Annotated in this window: 22 protein-coding genes; 20 read left to right on the top strand and 2 right to left on the bottom strand. The window is 46.5% G+C overall.

What is annotated here, in order from left to right; all coding sequences use genetic code 11:
* Positions 1-153: 153 nt before the first annotated feature.
* Entirely contained in the window at positions 154-1,077 is a 924-nt protein-coding gene (rnhC, locus tag RG959_RS02925) for a ribonuclease HIII (RefSeq protein ID WP_342795867.1), read from the bottom strand.
* Between the two features lie 92 nt (positions 1,078-1,169).
* Between rnhC and zapA the strand changes: the two genes are divergently transcribed.
* From zapA to uvrC, 10 genes are all read left to right on the top strand, one after another.
* Positions 1,170-1,448 (top strand): cell division protein ZapA, encoded by a 279-nt coding sequence (gene zapA / locus RG959_RS02920; RefSeq protein WP_242233290.1) that lies wholly within the window; start codon positions 1,170-1,172, stop codon positions 1,446-1,448.
* Positions 1,449-1,515: 67 nt separating this feature from the next.
* Positions 1,516-3,222, top strand: coding sequence for a DNA polymerase/3'-5' exonuclease PolX (polX, locus tag RG959_RS02915; RefSeq protein ID WP_342795866.1), 1,707 nt, complete (start codon positions 1,516-1,518; stop codon positions 3,220-3,222).
* 22 nt (positions 3,223-3,244) lie between these two features.
* Entirely contained in the window at positions 3,245-5,599 is a 2,355-nt protein-coding gene (locus RG959_RS02910; protein ID WP_342795969.1) for an endonuclease MutS2, read from the top strand.
* 14 nt (positions 5,600-5,613) lie between these two features.
* Positions 5,614-6,021, top strand: coding sequence for a DUF350 domain-containing protein (locus RG959_RS02905; RefSeq protein ID WP_251269626.1), 408 nt, complete (start codon positions 5,614-5,616; stop codon positions 6,019-6,021).
* Positions 6,022-6,260: 239 nt separating this feature from the next.
* Complete coding sequence (locus RG959_RS02900; RefSeq protein ID WP_342795865.1) at positions 6,261-7,940, top strand: long-chain-fatty-acid--CoA ligase; 1,680 nt, start codon at positions 6,261-6,263, stop codon at positions 7,938-7,940.
* A 106-nt stretch (positions 7,941-8,046) separates the two neighbouring features.
* Positions 8,047-8,631: a fatty acid metabolism transcriptional regulator FadR gene (locus RG959_RS02895; RefSeq protein ID WP_251269624.1), complete on the top strand. Its 585-nt coding sequence runs from the start codon at positions 8,047-8,049 to the stop codon at positions 8,629-8,631.
* 26 nt (positions 8,632-8,657) lie between these two features.
* The gene (locus RG959_RS02890) at positions 8,658-9,431 is read left to right on the top strand and encodes an electron transfer flavoprotein subunit beta/FixA family protein (RefSeq protein ID WP_342795864.1); all 774 of its coding nucleotides are present in this window, start codon (positions 8,658-8,660) and stop codon (positions 9,429-9,431) included.
* A 20-nt stretch (positions 9,432-9,451) separates the two neighbouring features.
* On the top strand, positions 9,452-10,432 hold the full coding sequence (locus RG959_RS02885) for an electron transfer flavoprotein subunit alpha/FixB family protein (protein WP_342795863.1): 981 nt from the start codon (positions 9,452-9,454) through the stop codon (positions 10,430-10,432).
* 96 nt (positions 10,433-10,528) lie between these two features.
* Positions 10,529-10,843 carry a thioredoxin gene (gene trxA, locus RG959_RS02880; protein WP_242233297.1) on the top strand — a complete coding sequence of 105 codons (315 nt, stop codon included), beginning with the start codon at positions 10,529-10,531 and terminating at the stop codon, positions 10,841-10,843.
* 152 nt (positions 10,844-10,995) lie between these two features.
* On the top strand, positions 10,996-12,771 hold the full coding sequence (gene uvrC / locus RG959_RS02875) for an excinuclease ABC subunit UvrC (protein WP_342795862.1): 1,776 nt from the start codon (positions 10,996-10,998) through the stop codon (positions 12,769-12,771).
* Between the two features lie 17 nt (positions 12,772-12,788).
* Here uvrC and RG959_RS02870 read toward each other — a convergent pair whose 3' ends face one another.
* A complete protein-coding gene (locus RG959_RS02870; RefSeq protein WP_342795861.1) occupies positions 12,789-13,223 on the bottom strand; it encodes a YslB family protein in 435 nt (144 codons plus the stop codon).
* Between the two features lie 220 nt (positions 13,224-13,443).
* Between RG959_RS02870 and RG959_RS02865 the strand changes: the two genes are divergently transcribed.
* From RG959_RS02865 to RG959_RS02820, 10 genes are all read left to right on the top strand, one after another.
* Positions 13,444-14,052 carry a succinate dehydrogenase cytochrome b558 subunit gene (locus tag RG959_RS02865; protein WP_309089606.1) on the top strand — a complete coding sequence of 203 codons (609 nt, stop codon included), beginning with the start codon at positions 13,444-13,446 and terminating at the stop codon, positions 14,050-14,052.
* Between the two features lie 68 nt (positions 14,053-14,120).
* A complete protein-coding gene (gene sdhA / locus RG959_RS02860; protein WP_342795860.1) occupies positions 14,121-15,884 on the top strand; it encodes a succinate dehydrogenase flavoprotein subunit in 1,764 nt (587 codons plus the stop codon).
* A complete protein-coding gene (gene sdhB, locus RG959_RS02855; RefSeq protein WP_251269617.1) occupies positions 15,884-16,651 on the top strand; it encodes a succinate dehydrogenase iron-sulfur subunit in 768 nt (255 codons plus the stop codon). Before sdhA ends, sdhB begins: the two co-directional genes overlap by 1 nt.
* A gap of 488 nt (positions 16,652-17,139) precedes the next feature.
* The gene (locus tag RG959_RS02850) at positions 17,140-17,346 is read left to right on the top strand and encodes a helix-turn-helix domain-containing protein (protein WP_094031938.1); all 207 of its coding nucleotides are present in this window, start codon (positions 17,140-17,142) and stop codon (positions 17,344-17,346) included.
* A 115-nt stretch (positions 17,347-17,461) separates the two neighbouring features.
* Positions 17,462-17,911 carry a MarR family winged helix-turn-helix transcriptional regulator gene (locus RG959_RS02845; protein ID WP_342795859.1) on the top strand — a complete coding sequence of 150 codons (450 nt, stop codon included), beginning with the start codon at positions 17,462-17,464 and terminating at the stop codon, positions 17,909-17,911.
* 10 nt (positions 17,912-17,921) lie between these two features.
* Positions 17,922-18,716, top strand: a complete 795-nt coding sequence (racE, locus tag RG959_RS02840) for a glutamate racemase (protein WP_342795858.1) — start codon at positions 17,922-17,924, stop codon at positions 18,714-18,716.
* 64 nt (positions 18,717-18,780) lie between these two features.
* Complete coding sequence (locus RG959_RS02835; protein WP_342795857.1) at positions 18,781-19,776, top strand: GerMN domain-containing protein; 996 nt, start codon at positions 18,781-18,783, stop codon at positions 19,774-19,776.
* Positions 19,777-19,844: 68 nt separating this feature from the next.
* A complete protein-coding gene (gene rph / locus RG959_RS02830) occupies positions 19,845-20,603 on the top strand; it encodes a ribonuclease PH (RefSeq protein WP_342795856.1) in 759 nt (252 codons plus the stop codon).
* Positions 20,596-21,204 carry an XTP/dITP diphosphatase gene (locus tag RG959_RS02825; RefSeq protein WP_342795855.1) on the top strand — a complete coding sequence of 203 codons (609 nt, stop codon included), beginning with the start codon at positions 20,596-20,598 and terminating at the stop codon, positions 21,202-21,204. The genes rph and RG959_RS02825 overlap by 8 nt, the downstream gene beginning before the upstream one ends.
* Positions 21,201-21,710, top strand: a complete 510-nt coding sequence (locus tag RG959_RS02820; protein WP_342795854.1) for a metallophosphoesterase — start codon at positions 21,201-21,203, stop codon at positions 21,708-21,710. The genes RG959_RS02825 and RG959_RS02820 overlap by 4 nt, the downstream gene beginning before the upstream one ends.
* The last annotated feature ends 120 nt before the right edge of the window (positions 21,711-21,830 follow it).

Raw genomic sequence — 21,830 nt, 5'->3', positions numbered from 1 at the left:
CAGTCCCTCATATAGAGGGACTGCTTTTTGGTAAAAAAATGTGTTTTTTTGGACCGGAATCCATTTGTTTAAGCCGGATTTTTCAAGTAGCAGGCCAGATTTTAAAGGAATCCGGCCCTAAATTTTATATTCCGGCTCTGCAGGCATAAACCATTATAATCCCCGCACGATCCGTCTTGCTTTTTCTGTATTGGCAAAGTGAAGCTTGGTAAAATGGCGCAGCACGCTTTCATCATATGTTCGAATGAGGCGGGCGGCCGCTTCATCCACCTTTGGACCAGCGCCCTTGGGAATGGTAAAGCCCGCTTTTTCAGACAGTGTCTCCATTTCTTTCAGGAATGCATAACGCGCTAGAATCGAAGCGGCTGCAACCGCTAAATGAATACTTTCCCCTTTTGTACTGAAAAAGACATTTTCCTCTATAATCCGTTTTTGTCCTTTTAAATGCCGGTAATAAATGGATTTTTCGGCGAATTGGTCCACCAGCACCGCTTCTGGTTTTTCGGGTGCCATTTTATCCTGCAGCTTGCCAAGCGCCTGATTATGCAAGATGGCTTTTATTTTTCCCTGCGACATGCCGCTTTCCTGTAAATCATTGTATTTTTCATTGCGTAAAACGAGCAGGCTGTATGGAATCGTCCGGAGCAGTTTTTTGGCCACTGATACAATCTCAGGATCTTTCATATCTTTGGAGTCCCGTACACCAAGCGCGGCAAGCTCCGGGATCCGGTCCGCTTCAACGTAGGCGGCCACAACGGTAATCGGCCCAAAAAAATCACCTGTACCCACTTCATCGCTTCCAGCCACCGACATATTGGCAAACCCAGCGGGCAGCTGGCCGCTTGGCGGAGATGCCTTCTTCGGTTTTGAAGCCGCTGCCTGGCCCTCCCATTTGGCAGACTCTGTTTGGGCCTCCTTTCCTTGAAACAGCACTTTTCCGGACCGGTAGCCTGTCACAGAACAGCCGTCCACCTTTGCCGCAAAAACGGCGCCGGCGGGAAGTTTGGCTGGTACTCCGTAATGATCTTTCATTTTTTGCAGTGTAGCTTCGTTTACAATAAGGACAGTATGACTCAATTCGACACGCCTCCAGACTTTCTTCCTTTTCACGGTAAATGACTCATGGTATGATATATAACAGAATTGCAACAGAAATGGGGGCCTTGCATTTGTCAGATCGACAAAAGACTCGCCTAACAGTTGACATTTACGGTTATCAGTACACGATTATTGGAACTGAATCAGAATACCATATTCGCCGTGTAACGGAAATGGTTGATGATAAAATGCGTGAAATCGGCAGCCGCAATGCCTCGCTCGATACGCAGAAAATTGCGGTGCTGACGGCTGTTAATATGGTGAATGATTATTTAAAAATGGAAGAAGAATTGGAACAAATGAAAATGGAAATGAGCCGTATGAAAAGCCGCAATGCGGTGAATGGCTGAAAAACTTCTCTCCTATTTGGTAGAGAAGTTTTTTTCTGCTACTATAAAAGAAAAGCAGGTGACCTGTATGGTGAATAAAAAAGATATCATTCGATTGCTTGAAAAAATCGCTGTTTATATGGAGCTGAAAGGGGACAATCCCTTTAAAATATCCGCGTTTCGAAAAGCGGCTGCGGCACTTGAGCAGGATGACCGAAGCTTGTCGGAAATTGATGACGTAACGAAGCTGTCCGGCATCGGTAAAGGAACGGCTGCTGTCATTACCGAGTACATGGAAACAGGCAAATCTACTGTTCTGACCGAGCTCTCCAGCGAAGTGCCGGAAGGGCTTGTGGCACTGCTTGGACTGCCAGGACTCGGCGGCAAAAAAATTGCCAAGCTGTACAAGGAACTGGGTATTACCAATATGACTGAGCTGAAAGCAGCTTGTGAAGAACATCGTGTCCAGCAGCTTGCCGGGTTTGGCGCTAAAACAGAAGAAAAGATTTTGGCGGCGGTAGCAAAAGCGGGAACGCAGCCTGAACGGCTGCCGATTATGTATGTTATACCCGTTGCGGAAGGGATTGAAGCTTATCTCGACAGTTTTGAAGAAATCAGCCGCTTTTCACGTGCAGGCAGCTTGCGGCGCCTCCGTGAAACAGTCAAAGATCTTGACTTTATCGTTGCGACCGAAAAGCCGGAACGGGTAAAAGAACATCTCTTAGCCATGCCGGATATAAAAGAAGTGATTGCTGCCGGGCCGACAAAGGTGTCAGTGGTCATCGGAGGAGAATTTGATCTATCCATTGACTTCCGCATTGTCACACCGGACCAGTTTGCGAGTGCACTCCATCACTTTACCGGTTCTAAAGACCATAATGTGAAGATTCGTCAAATTGCAAAAGAACGCGATGAGAAAGTAAGCGAATACGGCATTGAGCAGCCGGACGGCAGCGTCAAAACATTCGACAGTGAAGCGTCGCTTTATCATCACCTTGGGCTGCCATACTTTCCGCCGGAAATCCGCGAGGACGGGACAGAAACGGATAAATATAAAGAAGGCACGTTAATTGAGCTGTCTGATATTAAAGGCGACCTGCATATGCACACAGCCTGGTCGGACGGAGCATTTTCCATTGAAGAAATGATTGAAGCATGCCGCGCACGCGGATATGAATACATGGCTATTACCGACCATTCCCAGTATTTAAAAGTAGCAAATGGCTTGTCTGTTGACAGGCTACTTCGACAAAACGAAGAAATTAAAGAGTGGAACGCTAAGTACAGCGATATCGAAATCCTCTCTGGCATTGAAATGGATATTTTGCCTGATGGAACACTTGACTACAAGGACGACGTATTAAAACAGCTTGATTTTGTGATCGCATCGATTCATTCAAGCTTTTCACAGACGCAGGAGCAGATTATGGAGCGGTTAAAAACAGCGCTGCACAATCCATACGTGAAACTGATTGCTCACCCGACCGGGCGGATTATCGGCCGGCGCGACGGCTATTCAGTCAACATGGAAGAATTAATCCGTCTTGCGGCCCAAACGAACACAGCGCTTGAATTAAATGCAAATCCGCATCGGCTCGATTTGTCTGCTGAGCACTTAAAGGCGGCTCAGGAAGCCGGCGTGAAAATTATAATCAATACAGATGCCCATGCCATCGAGCATCTGCAATTTATGGAAACTGGCGCGAGCGCTGGCCGAAAAGGATGGCTGCGGCCGGAAACGGTCGTGAATACATGGCCAAAAGCGGAACTGATGTCATTTATCCGCCGCTTGTAGCTTTTAAAGGAGTCGAAACGTGTTGAATAAAAAAGTGCTTGCCACACTTGAATTTGATAAAATTATTGCCAAACTGGCCGAACATGCTTCTTCCGAAGTCGGCCGTTCGTTTGCGGAAGAATTAAAGCCTTCACTGAATACGGAAGAGGTACAACGGTGGCTCGATGAAACAGAAGAAGCAGCCGCTGTGATTCGCATTAAAGGAAATGTTCCGCTTGACGGCATTTATGATATCCGTCCGCATGCCAAACGCGCGCAAATCGGCGGCGTACTCAGTGGTACAGAACTAGTGCGGATTGCCAGCACAATCGCTGCAAGCCGCCACATCCGTAATTTTATTGAAGATGTACGTTCAGAAGGACAGGTGACCCTGCGTATTTTACCGGAAAAAACAGCCGTGATTCCGGTTTTAACAGACCTTGAACATAAAATTAAACATACAGTCGATGAAAATGGCCGCGTGCTTGATTCAGCAAGTGACAGCCTGCGGCATATTCGTCACGGCATGCGTTCGGCGGAATCGCGTATCCGGGCCAAGCTTGAAAGCCTGACACGCGGGCAAAGTGCACAAAAAATGCTGTCGGATGCCATTGTGACTATTCGAAACGACCGCTATGTTATTCCGGTAAAGCAGGAATACCGTTCCCACTATGGCGGTATCGTACATGACCAGTCGTCTTCTGGACAAACCCTGTTTATTGAACCGGCATCGGTTGTCAGCTTAAACAATGAACTGCGAGAGCTGACCGTAAAAGAGCAGTATGAAGTGGAAAAGATTCTGCAGGAGCTGACCGCCCAAACGGCTGAGCACGCACCGGGTCTTTTCACCATGACAAAGATGCTGTCTGAAATTGATTTTATTTTTACAAAAGGAAAGTTTGCCCGCTCGATGAATGCCACAAAGCCTCTTTTAAACGAGGAAGGCTATATTCATTATATTGGCGCGCGGCATCCGCTTTTGCCTGCGGATGAAGCGGTAGCAAGTGACATTGAGATCGGCCGCGAATATACCGCGATCGTGATCACGGGTCCGAATACCGGTGGTAAAACCGTTACGCTAAAGACAACGGGTCTTTCTGTGCTGATGGCGCAGTCCGGGTTGTTTATCCCTGCTGAAGACGGATCCGAAACAGCGGTTTTCCAATCCGTGTTTGCCGATATCGGTGACGAGCAGTCGATTGAACAAAACTTAAGTACCTTTTCTTCTCATATGGTTAATATCGCCGCCATGCTAAAAGAAATTGACCATGAAAGCCTTGTCCTATTCGATGAGCTTGGATCAGGAACGGACCCGCAGGAAGGATCCGCTCTGGCGATTTCGATTTTAGATGAAGTGATCGGCCGAGGGGCACGGGTAATCGCAACAACGCATTATCCAGAGCTAAAAGCCTACGGATATAACCGTGATAGAGTCATTAACGCAAGTGTGGAATTTAATGTGGAAACGTTAAGCCCGACATACCGCTTGCTGATTGGCATTCCGGGACGAAGCAACGCATTTGAAATTTCGAAGCGGATTGGGCTTGATCCTGCGCTTATCGAAAATGCCCGGAATTTAATCAGCGCCGATTCGCATGAAGTGGATAATATGATTGCAGCGCTTGATGAGAGCCGCCGCAAAGCTGAACAGTATGAACAGGAAACGCGTGCTTATTTGCGTGACACAGAAAAACTTCATCGTGACCTGCAAAAAGAAGTGATTGCTTATCACGAGCAGAAAGAAAAAATGGAAGAAAAAGCGCGTGCGGAAGCAGCCGAGATTGTAGAAAAAGCACGTGCAGAAGCAGAAGAAGTGATGAAAGAGCTTCGCACAATTCGCCTGGCAGGCGGAGCGAATGTAAAAGAGCACGAGCTGATCGAAGCACGTAAAAGGCTGGAAGACGCGGTGCCGGAACGCAAAACGAAAAAGCCGGCTATTGAACCAGCGAAACGCCAGTGGAAACCAGGCGATGAAGTCAAAGTGATCAGCTTCGGTCAAAAAGGCAGCATCATTGAAAAAGCCGCCGGCGATGAATGGATCGTGCAGATGGGGATCATCAAAATGAAGGTAGCCGAATCGGATATGGAATTCATTAAATCCGAGAAAAAGAAAGAACCAAAACCAATTGCGACGATCCGGGGCAAAGATTTTCACGTTTCCTCTGAACTGGATTTACGCGGTGAGCGATATGAAGATGCACTGAAGCGAGTGGAAAAGTACCTGGATGACGCGCTTTTAGCGGGGTATCATCAAGTGTCGATTATCCACGGAAAAGGAACGGGTGCGCTTATGAAAGGGGTACGCAGTTACCTGACAAAACACCGGATGGTCAAAAATATACGATTTGGCGGAGCGGGCGAAGGCGGACTTGGTGTCACAATCGCTGAGCTGAAATAAGAGGGGGCCGGGTTATGACAGGTTTTTGGGAAAACCAATATGTGCAGATGGCGGGCTATTACAGCATTGCAACCATCTGTATTATTATCTGCCTGGCTATATTTGAACTGGTCACATCCTATCGGAATTGGGAAGAAATCAAAAAAGGCAATATGGCAGTAGCCATGGCAACTGGAGGCAAAATCTTCGGTATTGCCAACGTTTTTCACCACTCTATTTTGCATAATGATTCTGTTTTAACCATGGCGGGATGGGGCATTTTCGGCTTTATCCTGCTATTGGCCGGCTATTTTATGTTTGAGTTTCTGACGCCGAGCTTTAACGTAGACAAAGAAATCCAGCGTGATAACCGGGCTGTCGGCTTTATTTCATTTATCATTTCTGCAGGCCTCTCATACATGATTGGCGCTGCGCTTTTGTAAAGAAAAGAGGAGCACAAACATGGAAACATTAGCAAAGATCTTAATGGCCTGCTGTGCAGCTTTTTTGATTGTCGGCATCATTTATATGGTGATGAACTCATAAAATAAAAAAGAAATAAAACCGCTTATGGCGGAAAGAAAAAGCGGCTTAAGAGCTGCTTTTTCTTCTCTAGTAAAATGAATTTCTGTTCATTATACTGAAGGCAGCACCTATTCTTTTTGCAAAGGGGCAGATGAAGATGTCCGAAAAACCGTGGCTGATTCATTATCCGAAGGAAATTCCCGCTGCGCTCGATTACCCGAAGGAGCCGCTGTCATCGTTTCTAACGAAAGCCGCTGCGAAGTATCCCGACAAAACGGCTATTCATTTTCTCGGGAAAGAATTATCCTATAAAGAGCTTCATGAATCCGCACTAAAACTTGCCTCCTATTTAAAAAAACTTGGTATTCAAAAAGGCGATCGTATCGGTATTATGCTTCCCAATACGCCGCAGGCTGTGATCAGCTTTTACGCTATTTTGTACACAGGGGCAGTCGTTGTCCAGTTCAATCCGCTTTACAAAGAACGGGAAATTGAGTATCAGTTAAAAGATTGTGGTGCTAAAGTGATGATTGTCCTCGATCTTCTTTATCCACGCGTTCAAAAAATCATTCACCATACAAACGTGCAGCACTTGATTGTAACCGCTATCAAAGACTATCTGCCCTTTCCAAAAAACGTCCTTTATCCCTTCATTCAAAAAAAGCAAACTGGCATCTCGGTAAGTATAGAAAACCGTTATAACAATCACTTTTTCACATCTATTATGGAAGAGATCGAAGCAAAAGAAGAAGCCTTGGAAGTGGATATTGAAAGCGATCTGGCCGTTTTGCAATACACAGGAGGTACGACGGGCTTTCCAAAGGGTGTGGTCCTAACTCACCAAAATCTTGTGGCAAACGCTTCGATGTGCGGCGCATGGATGTACAAATACCGCCCTGGCGGGGAAGTGATTTTAGGCGTCATTCCTTTTTTCCATGTATACGGCATGACAACTGTGATGATTTTAGGCGTTATGCAAGGATATAAAATGGTACTGCTGCCGAAGTTTGATGTGAAAACAACCTTAAAAACGATTCATAAGCAAAAGCCGACTATTTTTCCGGGGGCGCCGACAATTTACATTGGTCTGCTTAACGCTCCACGCTTACAAAAGTACAATTTATCTTCTATTGATTCATGTATCAGCGGTTCAGCGCCGCTGCCGGTTGAGGTGCAGGAAAAGTTTGAGCGGGCCACAGGCGGAAAGCTTGTTGAAGGATATGGGTTAACAGAAACCTCTCCCGTTACCCACGCTAATTTTATTTGGGAAAAGCGTGTAAAAGGAAGTGTCGGCGTTCCATGGCCGGATACAGAAGCAGTGATTTTATCACTGCAAACCGGCAAGCCGGTGGATCAGCCGGGAGAACGTGGAGAAATTGCTGTCCGCGGCCCGCAGGTGATGAAAGGATATTGGAACCGGCCGGAAGAAACGGAACAGTGTTTTCAAGACGGCTGGCTGTTAACGGGAGACATTGGCTATATGGATGAAGACGGCTTCTTTTATGTAGTCGATCGAAAAAAAGACATGATTATCGCAGGAGGATTTAATATATATCCGCGCGAAGTAGAAGAAGTACTGTATGAGCACGAAAACGTCCAAGAGGCCGTGGTGGTGGGTGTTCCGGATCCATACCGCGGTGAAACAGTCAAAGCTTTTATCGTCTTGAAAGAAGGACGGCATACAGATGCAGAAGAGCTCGATAAATACTGCCGGGCACATTTAGCCGCTTTTAAAGTGCCCCGTATTTATGAATTCCGTGACGAGTTGCCGAAAACAGCTGTCGGTAAAATTTTACGCCGCGTGCTCATTGAAGAAGAAAAGCAAAAAACGGACTAAACAAGCTGAAGGGGCTGCCTGCTTGACGAAATCAAAGAATAAGAATAATATAAATTCATGAATGAATAGTCATTCATTATTGATTTCACAGGAGGCGGCTTGCTTCATGCAGCGAAACAAACCAAAATACCATCAAATCATCGATGCCGCCGTTGTCGCTATTGCCGAGAACGGCTACCATCAAGCACAAGTATCGAAAATAGCCCGGCAGGCCGGTGTCGCGGATGGAACCATCTATTTATACTTTAAAAACAAAGAAGATATTTTAATTTCATTGTTCCAGGAAAAAATGGGGACATTTATCCAAAAAACAAGTGAAATTATCGAAACGAAGCAAACAGCAGCTGAGCAGCTGGAGCTGCTTGTCCAAAACCACTTCGGGCTTCTTGCAGAAGATCCCCATCTGGCGGTTGTAACCCAGTTAGAACTGCGTCAGTCCAACAAGGAGCTGCGTTTGAAAATCAATGAAGTGTTAAAATCATACTTGCAGCTGATCGAACAAATTTTACAAAAGGGAGTCCAAAACGGCGAGTTCAACGCGGCCTTAAATATACGCCTGTCCCGGCAAATGGTATTCGGAACACTCGATGAAATGGTCACTACCTGGGTGATGAATGACCAAAAGTATAACCTGGCTGCTTCAGCGGAAGAGGTAACCAGGATGCTGTTAAATGGTTTTTCCGGCCGTTAATTGTCTGAACAGAAGGAGGAAATCAAATGAACTTATATGTTTTAATGAAAAGAACATTTGATACAGAAGAAAAAATCTTTATTTCAGACGGAAGTATTCAAGAAGACGGAGCCGAATTTATTATCAATCCATATGATGAATATGCAATTGAAGAAGCCATCAAAATCCGGGATGCGCACGGCGGAGAAGTAACCGTTATAACTGTCGGCACGGACGAAGCTGAAAAGCAGCTTCGAACAGCTCTCGCCATGGGTGCAGACAAAGCCGTGCTTATCAATATAGAAGAAGAGATCGAGGATGGGGATGCCTTTACCACAGCCCGAGTTTTGACCGAGTATTTAAAGAACAAAAAAGCAGATCTTATTTTGGCAGGAAACGTCACGATTGACGGAGGAAGCGGCCAGGTCGGACCACGTGTAGCAGAGAGTCTCGGCATAGTCTGCGTGTCGACCATTACAAAAATAGAAATAAACGGAAGAGAAGTTTTGATCACCCGGGATGTAGAAGGTGATACCGAAAAAGTAAAAACAACACTGCCGCTTCTTGTAACCTGTCAGCAGGGGTTAAACGACCCCCGTTATCCTTCTTTGCCTGGCATTATGAAAGCGAAAAAAAAGCCGCTTGAAGAATGCGAGCTCGACGACCTTCAACTGGAGGAAGACGATGCAGCGCCCAAAACAAAAACCGTTGAAGTATTTATGCCGCCCCAAAAAACAGCCGGACGCATGCTGCAGGGGGATTTAGCCGGACAGGTCAGTGAGCTGGTCACATTGCTCCGCTCTGAAGCACATGTCATTTGATTTCTAAGGGAGGGGTTATTATGCCAAAGAAAATCATGGCAGTAGGGGAAATAAGAGAAGGACAGCTCCGCCGTGTTGCTTTTGAAACCATTGCCGCTGCAAAAGCCGCTGCAGAGGGCGGGGAAGTGGTCGGTGTTCTGATTGGCAAAGAGGCCGGTGCTCTTGCTGAAGAAATGATTCAATATGGTGCAGACCGGGTGCGGACAGCAGAAGATGAAAAGCTCGGTCACTACACACCAGACGGATTTGCCAGCGCGATAATTGCGGCTGTTGAGCAGGAGCAGCCAGATGGCATTTTCTTCGGACATACAGCGCTCGGCAAGGATTTAGCTCCCAAAATCGCTGCACAGCTGGATGCAGGGCTCGTTTCGGATGTGACGGCTCTCGAAGTAAGGAGCGGGGAGATTGTATTTACAAGACCTATTTATGCGGGCAAGGCTTTTCAAAAAGTAACCGTTCCTGAAGGCCTTTTGCTGGCGGCCATCCGGCCGAATAACATTGAGCCATGCCCAAGAGATCGGACGCGTTCCGGAGATGTTTCCCCTCTTTCTTTTCCGGTTAAAGATATCCGCGTTGTGATCAAGGAGGTCGTTCGGAAATCAGCAGGAAGTGTGGATCTTTCAGAAGCAAAAGTGATTGTAGCCGGCGGACGAGGGGTAAAAAGCGCGGAAGGCTTCCGGCCGCTGCAGGAGCTGGCGGATGTTCTGGACGGAGCGGTTGGTGCTTCAAGGGGAGCCTGTGATGCCGGCTATTGTGACTATTCTCTGCAAATTGGACAGACGGGCAAGGTGGTAACCCCTGATTTATACATTGCCTGTGGCATTTCCGGAGCTATTCAGCATTTGGCCGGAATGTCCAATTCAAAAGTGATTGTAGCGGTCAATAAAGACCCGGATGCAGAGATTTTTAAGGTGGCGGATTACGGAATTGTCGGTGACTTATTTGAGGTAGTCCCGATGCTGACGGAAGAGCTGAAAAAAATAAAGGCGGTGAGCCCCTGAGTTTGGGGCTCTTTTACTTAGGGTAAGCAAAATAATAGCTAACCCCAAAAAACGGTGATATACTTTCCGTACAGAAACTTTAGGAGGTATTTATACATGGCAATTGTAAAAGCGACTGATGCAAACTTCTCGACTGAAACAGGAAGCGGACTTGTTCTCGCGGATTTCTGGGCACCTTGGTGCGGACCGTGCAAAATGATTGCGCCTGTTCTTGAAGAATTAGATTCTGAAATGAGCGACAAAGTAAAAATCGTCAAAATTGACGTTGATGAAAACCAACAAACTGCTGGCGAGTACGGCGTAATGAGTATCCCGACACTGATCTTGTTCAAAGACGGCCAGCCGGTCGATAAAGTGATTGGATTCCAGCCAAAAGAAGCGCTTGAAGAACTAATCAACCGCAACGCGTAATGAAAGAAAAAGCGTCCCGCATTGACGGGGCGTTTTTTTTACGTTATTTCCTTAAAAAGCTCCTTCGTTTTCCTGCCAGCCAGCCTTCCGGTAAAGAATGCTGCCTGGCTCGTCCGCCGTATGCTTTCTTATTATAAAAGGAGTGAAAAAAGATGAATGAACTGATCCAGCATAAACTGGCTCTCCTGCCGGATGAATCTGGATGCTATTTAATGAAGGACCGGCACGGGACAGTGATTTATGTGGGAAAAGCAAAAGTGCTGAAGAACCGGGTCCGTTCCTATTTTACCGGCTCGCATGATGCGAAAACAACGAGACTGGTCAGTGAAATTGTAGACTTTGAATATATTATTACTTCCTCGGATCTTGAAGCACTTATTTTAGAGCTGAACTTAATTAAAAAATACGATCCAAAGTATAATATCATGCTTAAGGACGACAAAAGTTATCCGTTTATTAAGCTGACTGCAGAGCGGCATCCACGCCTCATTATCACGAGGAAGGTAAAAAAAGACAAAGGGAAGTACTTTGGCCCGTACCCGAATGCGTATGCTGCATCGGAAACAAAAAAGCTTCTGGACCGCTTGTATCCGCTCCGCAAATGCTCAACGCTGCCTGACCGCGTTTGTCTGTATTACCATATGGGGCAGTGTCTCGCTCCTTGTGTAAAAGAAGTTCCAGCTGATACGTATAAAGAAATGGCAGCGGAAATTACCCGCTTTTTAAATGGCGGCCATCAAGAAGTGAAAAAAGCCTTAACCGCAAAAATGGAAGAAGCAGCGGAAAAGCTTGAATTTGAACGCGCAAAAGAATATCGTGATCAAATTTCTCATATCGACACCCTGATGGAAAAGCAAAAAATCAACATGGCCGACCTTACTGATCGTGATGTTTTTGGTTATACAGTCGATAAAGGCTGGATGTGTGTGCAGGTGTTTTTTGTGCGTCAGGGACGCTTAATTGAACGGGATGTGTCCACTTTTCCTATTTATAGTGAGCCTGAAGAAGAATTTTTAACATTTCTTGGCCGTTTTTATGAGGCGCCGGAGCATTTTAAGCCGAAGGAGATTCTTCTTCCAGACGCTGTTGATGCAGATCTTGCCGGCCAGCTGATCGGTGTGCCGGTTACAAAGCCGCAGCGGGGCAAGAAAAAGGAATTGGTGGAGCTTGCAGGCAATAACGCAAAAGCGGCTTTAAAAGAAAAATTTGCGTTAATTGACCGGGACGAAGAAAGAACAATCAAAGCGGCTGAGCAGCTTGGCGAAGTCATGAATATTCATGTTCCCCGTCGAATTGAAGCATTTGATAACTCAAACATCCAGGGAACAGCTCCGGTATCCGCGATGATTGTTTTTATTGATGGGAAGCCCGAAAAAAAAGAATATCGAAAATATAAAATTAAAACCGTAAAAGGGCCTGATGATTACGGCTCTATGCGGGAAGTAGTGCGGCGCCGTTACACGCGTGTGCTGCGAGAAGGCCTGCCGCTGCCTGATTTAATTATTATCGATGGCGGAAAAGGGCAGATAGAAGCAGCGCGCGATGTATTGCTAGATGAGCTCGGGCTTGATATCCCGGTCGCCGGCCTCGCAAAAGACGAGCGTCACCGCACCTCTCAGCTCCTTTATGGAAGCCCGCTGCAAATTGTGCCGCTTGCGCACAACAGCCAGGCATTTTATTTACTTCAGCGTATTCAGGATGAAGTACACCGGTTTGCGATTACCTTCCATCGACAAATCCGGGGCAAAGGTGCTTTCCAATCTATTTTAGATGACATAGAGGGCGTGGGGCCGCAGCGGAAAAAGCAGCTGTTAAAAGCATTTGGCTCTCTAAAAAAACTAAAAGAAGCATCAAAAGAAGAAATCATGGCGGCTGGGATTCCAGCCAAAACAGCCGAAGCCGTTATGGCAGCTCTAAATGAAAAATAGACCGCTCAACGAGCGGTCTATTCCCATTTTACCGTAATTTCGACATGCTTATTTTTCTTATGTAATTGACAAATTGCTTCAGCGTTCGATTCAAAACGGGCTGCTGCCTGTTCCGCAATAAAGCCGCTTTCAAGTGTAAAAGCAGGATCTGTCTGCACGGTAAACCGCCGTTCAACTAAACTTCCAGATAAGCGGTAGACCCATTCTTTTCTCGTTTCTTTTACAAGTTCAATTGTACCCCAGCCGGCTTCTTTGAAAAAAGCTGTCAATTCTTCTGTATTTGCACAAGGAAAGCGCCGCGCCAGCGTTTTTCCGCCCCAATATAAGATTTCAGCCGCGTCATTTCCGAGCAGATCGCCAAGTAAAACATCCCGTATCAGTTCATAGCCAAAGAGAGAAACGGACGCTTCCGTTGCTTCAACGGGTCCCTGTTCTTCGTTTTCAATAGTCAAAGTGAATTCCTCGCTTTCTCTCTCGTTATTATATACAATTGACCGTCCCAAAAAAAGCATATTCCGCATGAAAAGCCGGACAAAAATGTCCCCACCTTACCTTGACGCTCTTAATTTATGGGAGTAAAATGAATTTGTCACATCGTAAGATTACTAGATGAAGCAATGTGCGAATAAACAAAATATTTGTCGGATGCTTCAAATTCAAGGGGGGAAAATGGTGGCTGACAATCGAGAGTTTTTTTACCGCAGGCTGCACTCATTGCTCGGTGTCATTCCAGTCGGGCTTTTTATGACGCAGCATTTAGTCGTGAATCATTTTGCGACGAAAGGGGAAGAAGCGTTTAACCAGGCGGCAGGCTTTATGGGAAGTTTACCTTTTGTGCTTGTGCTTGAAACGTTAGTGATCTTCCTGCCACTTTTGTTCCACGCGATTTATGGGCTTTACATTGCGTTCACTGCGAAAAACAATCCTGGACGCTTTGGATACTTCCGCAACTGGATGTTTGTGCTGCAACGCTGGACAGGCGTGATTACACTGATCTTTGTTGCATGGCACGTATGGGAAACACGGGTTCAAGCTGCGCTTGGTGCAGAAGTGAATTTTCAGATGATGGAGAATATTTTAGATAATCCATTTATGCTCGTTTTTTACATAGTTGGAGTGCTTTCAGCAATTTTCCATTTTGCAAATGGTTTATGGTCGTTTTGTGTGAGCTGGGGAATCGCAGTATCGCCACGTTCACAACGTATTGTTACATACGCAACATTACTTGTATTTTTAGCTTTATCGTATGTCGGATTAAGCGCTATCTTTGCGTTTGTATAAAACCCGGCAATGAATGGAGTTTTGTCAGATAGATAGAAGGCAGGACTGAAAAGGGAGTGGACCTCACAATGAGTAAAGGTAAAGTTATCGTAGTCGGCGGCGGCTTGGCCGGTTTGATGGCTACGATTAAAGCAGCGGAGGCAGGTACGCCTGTCGAGTTATTTTCGCTCGTCCCGGTAAAGCGTTCTCATTCCGTTTGTGCGCAGGGCGGCATTAATGGAGCGGTTAATACAAAAGGGGAAGGCGATTCCCCGTGGGTACATTTTGATGACACGATTTATGGAGGCGATTTCTTAGCGAATCAGCCGCCGGTAAAAGCGATGGCAGAAGCGGCACCAGGCATTATTCATTTGCTTGACCGTATGGGCGTTATGTTTAACCGGACACCGGAAGGTCTTCTTGATTTCCGACGTTTCGGAGGCACACAGCATCACCGTACCGCTTTTGCAGGTGCCACTACAGGCCAGCAGCTGCTGTATGCGCTGGATGAGCAGGTGCGCCGCTTTGAAGTAGCGGGTCTTGTGACAAAATATGAAGGCTGGGAATTTCTCGGCGCCGTAATTGATGACGAAGGAATTTGCCGTGGAATTGTTGGACAAAACCTGGCAACGATGGAAATTCAATCGTTTCCAGCAGATGCGGTTATTATGGCAACAGGCGGCCCCGGTATTATCTTTGGTAAGTCTACAAACTCGATTATCAACACGGGCTCAGCTGCATCAATTGTGTATCAGCAGGGCGTTCATTACGCAAATGGCGAGTTCATTCAAATTCACCCAACAGCGATTCCAGGCGATGACAAACTTCGCCTAATGAGTGAATCGGCGCGTGGTGAGGGTGGACGCGTTTGGACATATAAAGATGGGAAGCCTTGGTACTTCCTGGAAGAGAAGTATCCAGCTTACGGAAACCTGGTACCGCGGGATATTGCAACACGTGAAATCTTTGACGTTTGCGTAAACCAAAAACTAGGTATCAATGGTGAAAACATGGTATACTTGGATCTTTCCCATAAAGACCCACACGAACTAGACATCAAGCTGGGTGGAATTATCGAAATCTATGAAAAGTTCATGGGTGATGATCCGCGTAAAGTACCGATGAAAATCTTCCCTGCTGTTCATTACTCTATGGGCGGACTATGGGTTGATTATGACCAGCAGACCAATATTCCAGGTCTTTTTGCAGCTGGTGAGTGTGACTATTCACAGCACGGTGCAAACCGTCTTGGGGCGAATTCTCTCCTTTCCGCTATTTATGGCGGTATGGTAGCAGGACCAAACGCAGTACGGTACATTAACGGACTAGAGAAAAGTGCCGAGGCCGTTTCTTCGTCTGTTTTCGACAATCATGTGAAGCAGGAACAGGCAAAATGGAACGATGTCATGTCCTTAAACAAAGGATCTGAAAATGCCTATGTTCTTCACAAGGAATTGGGCGAATGGATGACCGCTAATGTGACCGTTGTTCGATATAATGATAAGTTGCAGCAGACAGACGATAAAATTGTTGAGTTGATGGAACGCTATAAAAACATCGACATTAACGATACAGCCAAGTGGAGCAATCAGGGTGCGATGTTTACCCGCCAGTTGAAAAACATGCTTCATTTAGCACGCGTCATGACGATTGGTGCTTTGAACCGGAACGAAAGCCGCGGAGCACACTACAAGCCGGACTTCCCGGATCGTAATGACGAAGAATTTATGAAAACAACGATGGCCACGTTCACAGGTGAAAACACGGCGCCTTCTTTCCATTACGAAGACATCGATGTATCGCTCATTCCGCCTCGTAAACGGGACTACTCGAAGAAGAAGGAGGAGAAATAATGAGTGAGCAAAAAACAGTTCGATTTCTCATCACACGTCAAGATGCCGCTGATTCTACTCCGTATGAGGAAGAGTTCGAAATACCCTACCGTCCGAATATGAATGTGATTTCCGCCCTAATGGAAATTCGTCGTAATCCGGTAAATAAAAAAGGTGAAAAAACAACACCAATTACCTGGGACATGAACTGTCTTGAGGAAGTATGCGGCGCTTGCTCTATGAATATCAATGGCAAGCCGCGGCAGTCTTGTACAGCTCTGGTTGACCAATTGGAGCAGCCGATTCGCCTGGCTCCAATGAATACGTTCCCAGTTGTCCGTGACCTTCAGGTAGACCGCAGCCGTATGTTTGATTCATTGAAGCGTGTTAAAGCGTGGGTGCCAATTGATGGAACGTACGATTTAGGGCCTGGACCACGTATGCCGGAACGGAAGCGCCAATGGGCATATGAACTGTCCAAATGTATGACATGCGGTGTATGCTTGGAAGCTTGTCCGAATGTAAACAGCAAATCAAACTTTATCGGTCCGCAGCCATTATCGCAGGTTCGTTTGTTTAATGCACATCCAACAGGTGCCATGAACCGTGATGAGCGCCTCGAAACGATTATGGGAGACGGAGGACTTGCCAATTGCGGTAATTCACAAAACTGTGTTCAGTCCTGCCCGAAAGGCATTCCGTTAACGACATCGATCGCTGCGTTAAACCGTGAAGCTACATTCCAGTCGTTCCGTAATTTCTTCGGAAGCGACCACGCAGTAGATTAATAGAAAACCTCCAGCTTATGCTGGAGGTTTTTTTGTATGGAAAGATACCATGACCGTTGTCGGTGAATGAAAGCAGCTGCGTATGTGAGGCTCTGAAAGAATGGGCATGTCTCGGTCATACACCCGTCGTATTGATATGTTCTGGAAAAGGTCTCGTTTGCTTTTTGCAGGCGGGCGGATCCAAAAAAAACAATCGTGGACCTCATTACAGCTGTAACAGCTGATTTATAAGTGACTATAGGGAAAGGTGTTCTATCGTAATGAACTAAAATGTAAGTTTAAACAGCTTCCCTTGTCACTTTCCCGGTGGTTTTTATGGCGAAAAAGTAACGTGATGTTGCCCTTGATAAAACCTATGGCCGGTCTGTTTCTTTTACCGATAATACAAAAGAGCTTCTTATGTAAAACCAATTACGTATAGCGAGCATATGATAAGGGTAGTGGCGGCTAACCGACACAGGCTGCTCTTTGAAAGGGTGACGTTGTTTGTGGCAGCTCTGATTTTGACGAAGCGCGAAAAAGACGTATTCAAGAGACTGGTTGACGGAAAATCTACACACGACATTGCAGAAGAATTGGGAATCAGTGAAAAAACGGTCCGGAACCATATTTCAAATGGTATTCAAAAGCTGGGCGTCAAAGGACGGGCGCAAGCCATTGTAGAATTGCTTCGGATCGGGGAGCTTACGTTATAAAGCTAAAGCCGTGCCGGGAAGGGCGCGGCTTTTCCCTTGCTTGCATTTTGTTTGAAAAAAAGCGAAAATAAAAGAAGAATGGCATATTGTTTTACATATGAAAGGGTGCAAAAACATGTCTCTCACACGAAGCAGTTCGGGAGAAGCGGTCGCCGATATTGAACGGAACCTGCGTCATATTGACAGCATTATCAAGCAAAAAGGCCGTGAAATTTTAAATGATTATATGATCACGCCGCCACAATTTATTGCCTTGCATTCATTATATGAAAAAGGGGATACAACTATTGGCGATCTTTCTTCAAGAATGTTTTTGGCATGCAGCACGACAACGGATTTAATTAACCGAATGGAAAAAGCATCCCTTGTTGCGCGCGTCCGGGACACAAAGGACCGGCGCATTGTCCGGATTCATCTTCTAGAAGAAGGCGAAAAAATTATTAAAGAAGTTATTAAAAGGCGCCGCCAATATGTGGAGGATGTACTGAATAACTTTTCGGAGGAAGAAACAGCGCAATTAAATGCCCTTTTAAGTAAAATGCACATTGAAATGAAAGTGGAATGAGGCGTCGGTGTTGAACAGACCAATTGGAGTAATTGATTCAGGTGTCGGCGGGCTGACGGTTGCAAAAGAAATGATGCGCCAGCTGCCTAAAGAAACCATTTATTATATAGGGGATACAGCGCGCTGTCCGTACGGCCCGCGGCTGCCTGGAGAGGTACGGCAGTTTACTTGGGAAATGACCCGTTTTTTAGAGCGGTATGATATGAAAATGCTGGTGATTGCCTGCAACACGGCTACCGCCGTTGTGTTAGATGAAATCAAACGCCAGCTTCCTATTCCGGTTGTCGGTGTTATTCAGCCAGGCTCCCGCGCGGCTATTAAACAAACCAAGAACCGTCGCATTGCTGTGCTTGGAACCGCCGGCACGGTGAAAAGCAAAGCTTATGAAAAAGCTATTGCTGCCATTGATCCGGGAGCAGAAGTGTATGCTCTTGCTTGTCCGGGATTTGTCCCGCTTGTTGAAAGTGGAAAATATCGCAGTGAGCGAGCCAAGCAGGTGGTGGCCCATACACTTGAACCGCTAAAAGAAACGCCGTCTGATACGGTTATACTTGGCTGCACACACTATCCTCTCTTGGAACCGATTATTGCGGATTTTATGGGGGAAGAGGTGTCAGTCATTAGTTCTGGTGATGAAACCGCCCGTGAAGTCAGTGCGATTTTAGAGTTTAATGAGATGCTTTCAGATAGCGAACAGGCGGATCACCGTTTTTTTACAACCGGAAGTGTCCAGGCTTTTAACGCGATTGCAGCAGACTGGCTTGGGGATATTCCATTAAATACGAAAAAAATCCAGCTGGCATAAATGCCGGCTTTTTTTCATTTGTCTGCATATATTTGTATGAATGCAAATGAAAGGGGCGGTTTAAGTGCAGAAAAAATGTGGCTTGCTGTTGCTGCTTATACTGTCAGGCTGTTCAGCGGAACCAGAGGAAGGACTGCCGGTGAAAGTGGTGTATACCGAAGAAGGGGGAGACAAGCCGGTTGCAGCAGAAGAAAAAGTGATGGCAGAATTGTATGTGGTGGACGAAAATGGACTTCTTGTTCCTCAAATAGCGGCAGTCGAAGGGAACGGGCAGGAAGAGCAAGCTGCGCTTATCGCGCTGGCGGAAGGGAACATTCCAGCCGGCTTCCGTTCTCCATTGCCTGAAGGAACCGTTATTCAAGATGTCGAGCTCGATGGGAAAACAGCCATCGTAAGTGTGGGGGGCGCTTTTGCCAATTATCCGGCAGAGGAAGAGGAACTTGTCGCATCAGCCATTACGTGGACGGTTACCGGAATGGGCCAGGCAGATCGTGTGCAAATTAAATTTAACGGCGAAACACTGGAGTCCATGCCGAAAGCAGGACTGCCGATTGCAGCCGGAGGCATGAAGCGGGAAGATGGCATCAACTTAAAAGCGGGCTATACCGATCCTGGAGCAACAAAACCGATTACCGTGTATTTTACCGGACAAAATGAACAGGGACCTTATTTAGTGCCGGTTACCCGCCGCATTTCAGAGGATGAAACAGACCTTATTGCTGCTTCTGTAAAAGAGCTTGCGAAAGGACCTGCAGCAGGCAGCGGGCTTATGACAAGCTGGCCGGCTGATGCAAAGCTGACAAAAGAACCAGAAGTAGAAGATGGACGGGCTGTTCTTCAGTTTAACGAGGCCGTTTTGGAAAACAACGGAGAAGCTCTTGTTTCAAGCAGTCTGCTAAAGCCGTTATCACTGACGCTGGCTGCTACTGCCCAAATTGAAAGTATAGGGGTTGAAGTGGAAGGACACCCAGAGGTGAAAATGGAAACAGGGGCCCCACTGCCGGCTTCCTTGACGACTCCTTTATTTGTGAATGAAGAAAGTCTTCCATCTGCCGAATGAATATTTGACAGACGCGTATAATTTTTGGAAAATGGACAGCGGAAGCAGGAAAAAACGGAGGAATGTATATGCGCACAGATGGACGGACAGAAAAAGAACTTCGGCCGGTTGACATTCAAACCAGCTTTTTAACACATCCGGAAGGGTCCGTGCTGATTTCAGTTGGAAATACAAAAGTAATTTGCACCGCGACGATTGAAGACCGGGTTCCTCCTTTTATGAGAGGGAGCGGAAAAGGCTGGGTTACAGCAGAATACGCGATGATTCCGCGCGCGACCGGCCAGCGCAACATGAGGGAATCAACAAAAGGAAAAGTAACCGGACGGACGATGGAGATTCAGCGGCTGATCGGCCGGGCGCTGCGCGCAGTCGTAGACCTTGATGTCATTGGAGAGCGCACTGTCTGGATCGACTGCGATGTGATTCAGGCAGACGGCGGAACCCGGACTGCAGCCATTACAGGCGCGTTCGTAGCCATGACCCTGGCTCTGCATGATTTGGCGATCGAAAAGGAGTTTTCCGTTTATCCGATTACGGATTTTCTTGCGGCCACAAGTGTCGGCATTGTCAAGGAGCATGGAGTTGTTGTAGATTTAAATTATGAAGAAGACAGCACTGCAGAAGTAGATATGAATGTCGTCATGACAGGGACCGGACAATTTGTTGAAGTACAGGGAACAGGAGAGGAAGCCACTTTCTCTATGAACGAGCTTCAGGAAATGCTTCAAGCAGCACAAAGCGGCCTGGAAACGTTATTTGATATTCAAGCAGAGGCGCTTGGCGTTGCAGCAGAGTTGATCTACGAAAGGAAGTCAGTCAATGAATGAAGTCATCGTGGCTACACGTAATGCTGGTAAAGCAAAGGAATTTATTCGCATGTTTGAGCCTGTCGGCATCACAGTGAAAACACTGCTTGATTATCCCGATCTTCCGGATGTAGAGGAAACAGGCAAAACCTTTGCGGAAAATGCCTTTTTAAAAGCTGATTTTGCCGCCCGGTCAACAGGCCGGCCGGCGATTGCTGACGATTCAGGCTTGATCATTGATGCGCTTGATGGACGTCCGGGCGTGTATTCAGCACGGTATGCCGGAGAAGAAAAAAACGATCAGGCGAACAATGACAAAGTACTGGCCGAAATGAAAGACGTACCGGGAGAAGACCGGACTGGCCGTTTTATGTGTGTGCTCGCTGTAGCGTTTCCAGATGGGCGTGACCCGATTTATGCAGAAGGGCGCTGTGAAGGAATCATTGGTTTTGAAGAAGCGGGCCAGCATGGATTCGGGTATGATCCATTGTTTATTCCGGAAGGATACAATGTGACAATGGCACAGCTTGATCCGGAAGAAAAAAACCGAATCAGCCACCGTGCAAATGCCCTTCGGTCATTACGGGCACAGCTGCCGGAATTGGCAGGTGAACCGGAATGAAGATGCTTGTCGTAAGTGATAACCATGGATGGAACAGCATTTTGTCGGATTTAAAGCAGCGCTATGCAGGTAAAGTTTCGGTGATGATTCATTGCGGAGATTCCGAAATGAGGGCAACAGACTCGGAAGTCGTCGGCTATACGATTGTCCGCGGCAATTGCGATGATGAGGACAAGTTCCCAAACGACATCTTAGAAAGTGTAGAAGACTGCCGTGTATTTGTGACACATGGCCATCGCTACAATATCAAGATGACGTTAACGAACTTAGCTATGAAGGCAAAAGAAACCGGAGCCGATTTTGTTTTTTTCGGTCATTCTCATACCCCGGGTGCTGAAATGGAAGACGGTGTTTTGTATTTGAACCCGGGAAGCATTTCCCTGCCGAGAGGACGCCGTGAAAAAACATACGCTATTGTCGATATAAGCAAATCGGCGATTTCCGTTCAATTTTATGATGACACACATCAAGAAGTAAAAGAGCTGAGCTGCACATTCAGCCGTTGAGCGAACAGAACGTCCTGCTGTTCGCGCAGGGCGTTTTTGTTTCAAGTCAAAAAACGAGTGGTATAACAAATAATTTATTTTAAAATGAAATAAGTGTTGACAGGCGATATATGGATTGAT

Source organism: Domibacillus sp. 8LH (assembly GCF_038806185.1).
GTDB classification, from domain to species: Bacteria; Bacillota; Bacilli; order Bacillales; family Domibacillaceae; genus Domibacillus; species Domibacillus indicus_A.
This window is presented reverse-complemented; position numbering and strand designations above follow the sequence as displayed.